The organism is Parvibaculum sp., from assembly GCF_049671045.1.
Classification (GTDB): Bacteria; Pseudomonadota; Alphaproteobacteria; order Parvibaculales; family Parvibaculaceae; genus Parvibaculum.
Genome location: NZ_JBATUH010000078.1, coordinates 1 through 8,572 on the forward strand (window position 1 = coordinate 1; position 8,572 = coordinate 8,572).

Here is an 8,572-nt window from a genome sequence, read left to right on the forward strand (position 1 = left end):
GCGCGGGCATCGTCGACGAGGCGGTCGCGCTCTCCATGGCGCGCGAGGCGCCGGCCCGCATCGACGATCTCCTTCGCCTTGGCGTTCCTTTCGACCGCGACCTCGAGGGCCATCTCGCCGTCGGCCGCGAGGCGGCGCACAGCCACCGCCGCATCGTGCATGTGCGCGGCGACCGCGCCGGCAGGGCGATCATGGAAGCGCTCGTCGCGGCGGTGCGCGCCTGCCCGTCGATCCGCGTCATCGAAAATTATTCCGCCTATGAGCTGGCGATGAGGGACGGGCGCGTCGCGGGCGTCCATGCGCGCCACACCGAAACGGGCGCCTCGATCCTCGTCCGCGCGCGCGCGACGGTTCTCGCCAGCGGCGGCGCCGGGCAGCTTTATGCGGTCACGACGAATCCGCCCCAGGCGCGCGGACAGGGCGTCGCCATCGCCGCCCGCGCGGGCGCCATCATCGCCGATCCCGAATTCGTGCAGTTCCACCCGACGGCCATTGCGGGCACGCGCGATCCGGCCCCCCTCGTCACGGAAGCGCTGCGCGGCGAAGGCGCGATCCTCATCGACGCCGCCGGCCGCCGCTTCATGCCCGCCGTTCACGCCGACGCCGAGCTTGCGCCGCGCGATGTCGTCGCCCGCGCCATCTTCCGCGAGATCGCGGCCGGCCGCACCGTCTATCTCGACACGCGCGGCGCCATCGGCGCGCGCCTGCCCGAGGCTTTTCCGACCGTTTACGAGAACTGCATCGGCTCTGGCATCGACCCGGTGCGCGATCCGATCCCCGTCGCGCCGGCCGCGCATTACCATATGGGCGGCATCAAGGTGGATGCGACGGGCCGCACGAGCCTCGAGGGCCTTTGGGCCTGCGGCGAGGTGTCCTGCACGGGCGCTCATGGCGCGAACAGGCTCGCCTCCAACTCCCTTCTCGAAGCCATCGTATATGGCGCGCGCATCGCGGCCGATATAGACGGGCGCACGCTTCCATCCGTGGACGGACCTTTGGCCACGCCCGCCCTCTCGGCCGATCTGCCGAGCCCGACGCTTCTCGTCACGCAGCTTCGCCAGCTCATGAGCGCCCATGTCGGCGTCATCCGGCATCGCGACGGCCTCATCCGCGCGCTTGAGGAACTCGCCCGCATCGAGCGGGCGGCGGGCGCTCGGAGCCTTCTCGTCAACATGACGACGACGGCGCGCCTCATCGCCGCCTCGGCCCTTGCCCGCGAGGAAAGCCGGGGCGGGCATTTCCGCAGCGATTTTCCCGAGCCGCGCGAGGCTTGGCGGCATCGCACCTTCACCACGCTTGCCGAAGCGGAGGCCATTTCCGCCGCCATCGACGACGCCACAGCCAAGACCGGTTCCTGCGCATGATCCCCAATCTCGAGCCGCTGCCCGGCTTTCTCATCGAGCAGGCGGTGAAGGCCGCTCTTGCCGAAGACCTCGGCCGGGCCGGCGACATCACCACCAATGCCACCATCCCCGCAAGCGCGGAGGCGCGCGTCGTCATTCGCGCGCGCGAGCATGGCCGGATCGCGGGGCTCGATTGCGCGCGCATGGCCTTCCGGCTCATGGACCCCTCGCTCAAGATCGCGATCTGCAAGCCGGACGGCTCGGATGTCGCGCCGGGCGATGTCGTCGCCGCGATCGAGGGCCCTGCCCGCCCGATCCTCACCGGCGAGCGCGTCGCCCTCAATTTCCTCGGGCACCTGTCCGGCGTGGCGACGGCGACCAACGCCATCGCCCGCGCCATCGCCCATACGCATACGCGCGTCTGCTGCACCCGCAAGACGACGCCGGGGCTCCGCGCGCTCGAGAAATACGCCGTGCGCGCCGGCGGCGGTACCAATCACCGCTTCGGGCTCGATGACGCCGTCCTCATCAAGGATAATCACATCGCGGTCGCAGGCGGCATCACACAGGCCGTGGCACAGGCCAGGGCCCATATCGGCCATATGGTGAAGATCGAGGTCGAGGTCGATACGCTCACGCAGCTCGAAGAAGCGCTGGCGGCGGGCGCCGAGCTTGTGCTTCTCGACAACATGCCGCCCGAAACGCTCATTCGCGCCGTCGGCCTCGTCGCCGGCCGCGCCGTGACCGAGGCCTCGGGGCGCATCACGATCGAGGGCGCGGCCGCCATCGCCGAGACGGGCGTCGATCTCATGTCGTCGGGCGCCATCACCCATTCGGCCCGCTGCCTCGATCTCGGGCTCGATTTCGAGACGCTGACGGTCGCCTGATCCCGCCAAGCCTTCCCAGCCGACCGGAAAGCCCGCTGGAGCGCTATCGCGCACCCTTCCCCTCCCCCCTGGCGGCCCTGCCGCCCGGAGCCCCCTTTTCGCCGCGTCTTTCCCTTCGCCTTGCGCGGGCCGATCCGACTAGAATGCGGTCCAGCAAAATAATCACAGACCTCGGGAGGCATTATGGGAAGCTCGAATGGACGTAAGTCCATCTTCATCACGGGCGCCGCATCGGGCATGGGCCGCGAAACGGCGCGCCTTTTCCACGGCAAGGGCTGGTTCGTCGGCGGCTATGACCAGAACCTGGATGGGCTCAAGTCGCTGGAGGCCGAACTCGGCGCGGAGAACTGCATCGTCCGCCGCCTCGATGTCACCGACAAGCGCGACTTCGAGAAGACCGTGGCCGAATTCGGCGCCGCGACGGGCGGCAAGATGGACATTCTCTACAACAATGCCGGCATCGGCGCGGGCGGCTTCTTCGACGAGCAGCCCTTCGAGGACGTCCTGAAGGTCGTCCATGTCAATTTCATCGGCGTGCTCAACGGCATTCATTCCGCCATCGGGCTTCTGAAGGCGACGCCGAACTCGCTCTGCTTCACCACCTCGTCCTCCTCGGCGACCTATGGCATGCCGGGCATCGCCGTCTATTCGGCGACGAAGCACGCCGTGAAGGGCCTGACGGAGGCGCTCTCGATCGAATTTCGTCGCTTCGGCGTGCGCGCGGCCGACGTCCTGCCCGGCCTCATCGACACGCCGATCCTGCCGCCGGGCGCGGTCGAGAACGCGCCGAAGGAAGGCATGTTCCGCGCCATTCCGCCGGTCGAGGTGGCGAAGGCCGTCTGGGAAGCCTATGGCTCGGACAAGCTGCACTGGTATGTCCCGCCGGAACTTGCCGAACTCGACAAGGCGGCCGGCAACATGCCCGAGATCGTCCGCGAACAGATCGCGACGACGGGGCCCATAGCCCGCATGCTGCAGGAAGCGGAAGCAGCCAGAAAGGCGGAGTAGGAAAGGCGCAGACGCCCGTCTGCAAACACGAATGGCGGGGCCTCGGCTCCGCCATTTTCATTTCCGTACCCGGATGGATCAGGACGGGTCGGAATTATCCATCGGATCGGCCGGGCGGTAGAAGATGTGCTGGCCGATCTTCGCCACCTCGACCATGTAGCGCGCCCATGTCGGGCTCACATAAGTCGCGTGATAGAAGGTCGCCGGACCGACGATGCTGTTTCGCACCTTGCCCGAGAGAACGTAATGCGCGATGCGCTGCGCCTTGCGCCAGGCGACGGGATCGCGCGGCTTGTCCATATCGCCATTGCAGGCGAATGAGAACTGGCACTGTTTCGCCTTCTGCCCCTGGAAGACAACGCCGCAAATGCTCGACGGATACTGGCCCGACATGACGCGATTGAGGATGACATCGGCAACGGCGAGCTGGCCGACCACGCTTTCGCCGCGCGCTTCGAAATAGACGCCCTCGGTGAGGCAGCGGCGTTCCTTTTCGAGGTCCTTGAGATTGATCTGTATGCGCGGCTTGCTGATGGCGACGGCGCTGTGGACGAGCGACGTGTCCGACTGACGGAAGACCGCGGGAATGACGACCGCCGCGTCGCGCTCCTCCACGCTCGAAAGAATGATGCTCTCGCGGTTGACCTTCGGCGCTTCCGCCTTCGCCACCTGCGCTTCGGGCGCTCCCGGCAGCGCCGCTTCCGTGGATGTGAAGCTTCCAAGCAGCGCGCCCGATACGACAGCGAGGCAGCACACGCCCGCTGTCACATGTATCGCGCCCGAGAGGGTGTGGCCCAAATCGAGCCACTCGAGAAGTTTACGCATCGTTCTCCAATCCGACCGCTTTGTTGTTCAATCAGTCCCCGGAGCATCCCGCTTCAGCGGTTTGCAGGCCCCCTTTCAGGAGGAACCCGTTTCCGAGGCACTGCGGACAGCGCCGCCAGTACGTGCCAGAGCCCGATGCCATCCCGACACCTGGGCATTCACACACTTAACAAGGATGGTCCGATTAACACATGGTTTTGGGGCCCACAACCCATTCGTTGACGCATAAACGAGCGAATCTTCTATGTCATTGGCATACCGCCATTTTTTCGGCGGAAAAAATGGGAGTAACGCTGATTTTACGCGATTATTTTTCGTCTTATCGCGCCCTTTCGCCACATGCGCGCATTGATACGCAGGCTGATTCAATTTCAACCGTGCTCAACAATGGCGAAAATTGGGCAAGCTCAAGGCGAAATAATTCAATGCTGTCAAGGCTTGTTCGCGCGGCGAAAATTTTGCAGGAGGGGAAGCCCCGCGCGAGACGGAAGCGCCGCAACGCCTACACCATATATATTCTGTGTACGACTTATTTACTCGTGACGCGGATTTTAATTATAAATCCGTGTACTGATTTACATCACGGAAAGCCAGACCACGACACCCCATTACCCCACATATCGCCGGGCATGAAGGGCGAGCCGCGGACAAAAAAGTTCTGGTGTCAAGTCTTTCGTGCAAAGCACGCAAGGATTGAAACCGTATATGGGACAGTAGGTTAGCTCTTTTTGGGGCCGCGTCGCAGGACTGCGGCTTGATTGGCTAGGAGCCACATAGGAGCGTCGGGAGAGAAAGCCGGATCGCACCTGATCGTGCTGGATTGCCGAGGGGCGGCGGGCTTGTTTCACCATCATAGTCCAGTGGATTGGTGGCATCCAGAATGAAGAACGCGCAGCTCCAAGGCTGCGCGTTCGATGAATGCCGCAGGGTGTGAGCGACGCCATCACGTCGGCTTCGATGGCGCGCTCCATGTTGCCGTGTCCTTCCTGAATCCACGATCTCCCGCCATGAATGCCTCCAGCATGTGCGGGATGAGTGTTGTCGCATCGACTGCTTCGCCGTAGGTCTGCGCGTGTAGCGCGGCATAGCGGTCGAGGTCGGCTTTCAGGCTGGCCGGGCACGCAAAGGTCAGCTTCGTGGACTCCAGTTTTGGCAGCGGCCCAAGCCGCAGCTTCTTGGTCGTGCTCATTGCATTGCCCCCCGCTGGAAGAACATCGGTTGGTACGGTCGCAACACCAGATCGCGGTTGACGATGATCCTCACCGGCAGGCCCGGCCGCTCGGTCAGCGTCGGCTGGATGTTCATGTTGCGCCGGGTCATCTCCTGACCGACCTGATTGATGCTGTCCTGCGCGCTGTCGCGCCCGGCGATCACGATGCGGTTGCCGCCCTGCCGGTTCTCCGGCGCGGCCAGCTCGGCGCCTACGCCCAGCAGCGTCGTCAGCGCCGCGCCAGCAAAGACCCGATCCCAATGCCAATCGACGCCATCTTCAAGGCCGGAATATCCGGCCGGGTCAGTGCCCGCAAGGTTGTCGAGCTTCAGCGAGGACGTGTCCGGCAGGATGACCCGGTTCCACACTACCTGCACGCGACTCTGCCCGTAGCTCACCTGGCTGTTGTATTTGCCCAGGATGCGCGAGCCCTGCGGGATCAACAGGAACTTGCCCGTCGCCGTGTCGTAGACCGGCTCCGTCACCGTGGCGATCACGTCGCCCGGCAAGTCGGACTTGATGCCTGTCACCAGCGCACCGGCGATCACCGTTCCGGCCATTACCTGATACGGCGATGCTGGCAGCGCCAAATTGCCGGAATTGCGGGTTTCCGTAGAACCGCCTTTCAGGAACGCCTCTTTCTGGTCTTGCCGGTTCTGCATGGTGGTCGGGTCGGCAGGCTGGGCCGCCGTCGAGGCCGGCCCGGCGGCGAGATGGTCGAAGGCCGCGAGCGTGCTTGCGCCGCCAGGCGCACCCGGCGCGGCCTGCGCCACGGTGGCGGCGCTCTGGCCTTGGCCATCCGAGCGGAAGAACACTGACGAAGCCGCCGCCGCATCCGCTTCTTTGCGTCGCGCATCCTCCGGGTCGTGCCCCGGCGGCGCATAGGTTGGCGTCACCGGCTGCTGCGACTTCACGATGGCCGGGCCAAGATCGCCCGGCAGCGGCGGCCCCAGCTCTGGCACCTTCGGCGGCAGCTTCGAGTAGTCGGTCGGCAGGCCATCCAGCCCTTCGGACTTCGAGACGCGATCGACGTTGTAAAGCTCGGTCTGCTCGCCCGCGCCGCGTCGATGCGGCTGCAATGACCAGATCGTAGCCCCGAGCACAGCGACCGACAGGCCGCCGGTAAGCATGGCCAGCGTGCGCCGGTTCAGCCGCGTGACCGGGCGCGGCTGGGCGCGCAGCGCAACCGCCTCGGGCGCCACCTTGCCCGCCTGTGGCGCGGCATGGTCTGGAGTGTCGTCCTGGCTCATGTCAGTTCCTCCGCGCCACGCCGTCCGTGCGCTCGATCCGCACCACGTCGCCCTTGTCGCCTCCCAGGCGCAGTTCGGCCGCGCCGAACAGGCGATCCACGATGTAGTACGGCGAGCGGAAGCGGTAGTTCACCAGTTGCCCATCGCCCTGCGCGCCGATGACGAACAGCGGCGGCAGCTCGCCTTGCGCGATGCCAGCGGGAAACTGGATATAGACCTTCTCGCCGTCATCGAAGGCGCGCAGCGGCTTCCACGGCGGATTGCTGCCGCTGACGGCGTAGCGAAAGCGGATCTTCTCCAGCGACAGCCCGGCATCGACTGGCGCAGCGGCACTCGCCGCCTGCGCCTGGCGCTGCAAGGCCAGCATCTTGTCCTTCGGGTACTCCCAGGACACCGATGCCATCCACGTCTTCTCGGTCGAGGTCAGTTCCAGCAGGTAAGTGCGCCGACTGGTCGTGATGACCAGATTGGTCTTCAGGCCCGAGCGGATCGGCTTCACCATCACATTGACCCGCAACGCATCGCCGCTGCCGCTCGATGTGTCTCCGACGATCCAGCGCACGGTATCGCCGGCGGCCACCGTCACCAGTTCCTCGCCCGGCTGGAGCGCGATCACGGTTACGCGGCCCACGGCCGCATAGACCTGATACAGCGCGCCATCCGTGAAAGGCCACACCTGAATCGCGTTGACGTAGCCCTCGCGCGTGGGCGCAACGCGGGCCTCCGTATTGGCCCGCGAGACGCGCACCTTCTCGTCGGTCGGTTCCGGCGCGGGCTTGGCGTCTTCTGCCTCGGGCATTGGCTTCAACTGCGCCGGCAGCGCCAGCGGCTCGGGCACTTTGACCACTTCCACCGGCGCGGGTGGTTCCGGCAGCGGCTGGGCCTGCACGGTTTCATCGAGCGAGATAACGGGCGGCGGCTTGCCCTGCGTGGCGCAGCCCGCCAGGACAAACAGAATTACCGGCAGGACGGATTTACGGAAAAGATCATTCATGGTTTTGCTCCTTCGTTCGCTTCCAGTTCACGGCTCCACGACAGCCCGTTGACGTAGATGCCCAAGGGGTTCTTGCGCAGACGCTGCTCGGTGCGCGGGGTTTGCAGCACCGTGGAAATCACCGCGTTCCAGCGTTCGGTGCGATCCAGCGCGCCATTGACGAAGCGCGTTTCCGTCCAGCGCACGTTGAAAGACGTGTCGCTGGCGCGGGTCACGCTGGTGATCTGCACCGTCACCGACTCCTTGCCGATGCGCGCGAACGGGTCATTCGTGCGGGCGTACTCGTTGAGCACGACCGCGCCTTTGTCGGTCGTGTAGTCGTAGGCATCGAGCCAGTTCTGCCGCACCACGATGGGGTCGATGGACAGCGAGCGCACCAGGCCGATGAAGCGGCCCAGGTGGTAGGCGATCTGCGCATCGCTGGGCTTGTAGGGCGTGGCGGCCTCGCCGACAGCGCGCACCTGGCCCGCGTTGTCCACCTCAATGACGTAGGGCGTGACGATGGACTGCGCCGAGCGCCAGACTAGGCCGCCCGCCATCAGCACGGCCAGCGTGAGGCAGCCAAAGGCCATGAAACGCCAGTTTCTGGCCTGCACGCGGGCCGAGCCGATGCGCTCGTCCCAAACCTGGGCGGCGGATTGATACGGAGTAGCAGGCTGTGGCGTATCGGCGTAGCGCACCTGCGGTCGTTTGAATCGCATGGGAGTTCTCCTTGAAGATCAGGAATCGGAATCGCGCAGGCTCGGGCCTTGGCTGGAGCTGCCGCCATCGCCGCCGCGCAGCGTGTGGGCGGCGGTCGTCGCGGCATGGGTGAGTTGCTGCCTGCGGTGCAGGCGCTTGGCCCAGGCGGGTTGCTCGGTGGATGGGGCTGTGGCGGGAGCCTCGCTTGCGGCCTGTGCGGCGCCGCCCCCCGACGCCGATCCGGCGTCATCGGGCCGAAAGGCCGCCGCCATGCGTTCCTTCATCGACCGCGCCCCATCGGCGACTTTCTGCCCGGCCGCCTGCGCGCCGGTCTTGGCAACATTGCCCACGCCGGCGGCGGCACCCTTCAGGCC

The 8,572-nt window shown here is 65.8% G+C and carries 8 protein-coding genes and 1 pseudogene; 3 read left to right on the forward strand and 6 right to left on the reverse strand.

Annotation, left to right across the window (positions count from 1 at the left end):
• From WBG82_RS09335 to WBG82_RS09345, 3 genes are all read left to right on the forward strand, one after another.
• Window positions 1-1,364: L-aspartate oxidase (locus tag WBG82_RS09335; protein ID WP_424424111.1), on the forward strand; the 1,364-nt coding region annotated here is incomplete at its 5' end.
• Entirely contained in the window at window positions 1,361-2,230 is an 870-nt protein-coding gene (nadC, locus tag WBG82_RS09340; protein WP_424424113.1) for a carboxylating nicotinate-nucleotide diphosphorylase, read from the forward strand. The genes WBG82_RS09335 and nadC, both read left to right, overlap by 4 nt.
• Window positions 2,231-2,413: 183 nt before the next feature.
• A complete protein-coding gene (locus WBG82_RS09345) occupies window positions 2,414-3,238 on the forward strand; it encodes an SDR family oxidoreductase (protein ID WP_424424115.1) in 825 nt (274 codons plus the stop codon).
• 78 nt (window positions 3,239-3,316) lie between these two features.
• On the opposite strand, the gene WBG82_RS09350 is transcribed toward WBG82_RS09345, so the two are convergent.
• The 6 genes and pseudogenes from WBG82_RS09350 to WBG82_RS09375 all read right to left on the reverse strand — a co-directional run.
• A complete protein-coding gene (locus WBG82_RS09350; protein ID WP_424424117.1) occupies window positions 3,317-4,063 on the reverse strand; it encodes a cell wall hydrolase in 747 nt (248 codons plus the stop codon).
• Between the two features lie 943 nt (window positions 4,064-5,006).
• Window positions 5,007-5,252 (reverse strand): DUF2274 domain-containing protein, encoded by a 246-nt coding sequence (locus WBG82_RS09355; protein WP_049097614.1) that lies wholly within the window; start codon window positions 5,250-5,252, stop codon window positions 5,007-5,009.
• Window positions 5,249-6,523, reverse strand: coding sequence for a TrbI/VirB10 family protein (locus WBG82_RS09360; RefSeq protein WP_077021916.1), 1,275 nt, complete (start codon window positions 6,521-6,523; stop codon window positions 5,249-5,251). The genes WBG82_RS09355 and WBG82_RS09360 overlap by 4 nt, the downstream gene beginning before the upstream one ends.
• 1 nt (window position 6,524) lies before the next feature.
• Window positions 6,525-7,517, reverse strand: coding sequence for a P-type conjugative transfer protein TrbG (gene trbG / locus WBG82_RS09365; RefSeq protein WP_049098409.1), 993 nt, complete (start codon window positions 7,515-7,517; stop codon window positions 6,525-6,527).
• Window positions 7,514-8,218: a conjugal transfer protein TrbF gene (gene trbF, locus WBG82_RS09370; protein WP_003056121.1), complete on the reverse strand. Its 705-nt coding sequence runs from the start codon at window positions 8,216-8,218 to the stop codon at window positions 7,514-7,516. The genes trbG and trbF overlap by 4 nt, the downstream gene beginning before the upstream one ends.
• Window positions 8,219-8,236: 18 nt before the next feature.
• Window positions 8,237-8,572, reverse strand: a pseudogene (locus tag WBG82_RS09375) (P-type conjugative transfer protein TrbL); the annotation flags it as partial.

Coding starts and splice junctions, on each gene's coding strand:
- WBG82_RS09345 (WP_424424115.1), top strand. CDS start 2,414: ATGGGAAGCTCGAATGGACGTAAGTCCATCTTCATCACGGGCGCCGCA.
- nadC (WP_424424113.1), top strand. CDS start 1,361: ATGATCCCCAATCTCGAGCCGCTGCCCGGCTTTCTCATCGAGCAGGCG.
- WBG82_RS09360 (WP_077021916.1), bottom strand. CDS start 6,523: ATGAGCCAGGACGACACTCCAGACCATGCCGCGCCACAGGCGGGCAAG.
- trbF (WP_003056121.1), bottom strand. CDS start 8,218: ATGCGATTCAAACGACCGCAGGTGCGCTACGCCGATACGCCACAGCCT.
- trbG (WP_049098409.1), bottom strand. CDS start 7,517: ATGAATGATCTTTTCCGTAAATCCGTCCTGCCGGTAATTCTGTTTGTC.
- WBG82_RS09350 (WP_424424117.1), bottom strand. CDS start 4,063: ATGCGTAAACTTCTCGAGTGGCTCGATTTGGGCCACACCCTCTCGGGC.
- WBG82_RS09355 (WP_049097614.1), bottom strand. CDS start 5,252: ATGAGCACGACCAAGAAGCTGCGGCTTGGGCCGCTGCCAAAACTGGAG.